This window comes from Campylobacter sp. BCW_6468 (assembly GCF_001762865.1).
Lineage (GTDB): Bacteria > Campylobacterota > Campylobacteria > Campylobacterales > Campylobacteraceae > Campylobacter_D > Campylobacter_D jejuni.
Genome location: NZ_MJXQ01000042.1, coordinates 1 through 813, shown reverse-complemented (window position 1 = coordinate 813; position 813 = coordinate 1). Strand labels below are relative to the sequence as shown.

General features: G+C 32.5%; 1 protein-coding gene. It reads left to right on the top strand.

Annotated elements, in window-relative coordinates; translation table 11 throughout:
• A partial coding sequence (locus AJ889_RS09805) for a methyl-accepting chemotaxis protein (protein ID WP_261661007.1) occupies positions 1-812 on the top strand: 812 nt, incomplete at its 5' end.
• Position 813 lies beyond the last annotated feature (1 nt).

Here is an 813-nt window from a genome sequence, read left to right as displayed (position 1 = left end):
CAGCAAGAATCACTGCTAATCCAAGAAACCCACAACTTATTGAACTTAAAAATGTTCTAAATAGACTTCTTGATGCTTTACAAGCTAGAGTAGGTTCTGATATGAATGAAATTCAAAGAGTATTTAATAGCTATAAATCTCTTGACTTTACTACTGAAGTAAAAGATGCCAATGGAGCTGTAGAGGTAACTACTAATGCACTAGGACAAGAAATCATTAAAATGCTAAAACAAAGCTCAGACTTTGCTAATGCTTTAGCTAATGAAAGTGGAAAATTACAAACTGCTGTTCAAAGCTTAACCACTTCTTCAAATTCTCAAGCTCAATCTTTAGAAGAAACTGCAGCAGCTTTAGAAGAGATCACTTCTTCTATGCAAAATGTTTCAGTTAAAACTAGTGATGTTATCACTCAATCTGAAGAGATTAAAAATGTTACAGGTATTATAGGTGATATTGCAGATCAAATCAATCTTTTAGCTTTAAATGCAGCTATTGAAGCAGCTCGTGCTGGAGAACATGGTAGAGGCTTTGCAGTGGTAGCTGATGAAGTTAGAAAGTTAGCTGAAAGAACTCAAAAGTCTTTATCAGAAATTGAAGCTAATACTAATTTACTTGTTCAATCTATCAATGATATGGCAGAAAGTATTAAAGAACAAACTGCAGGTATCACTCAAATCAATGATAGCGTAGCTCAAATTGATCAAACTACTAAAGATAATGTTGAAATTGCTAATGAATCAGCTATTATTTCTAGTACAGTAAGTGATATAGCTAATAATATCTTAGAAGATGTTAAGAAGAAGAGGTTTTAAT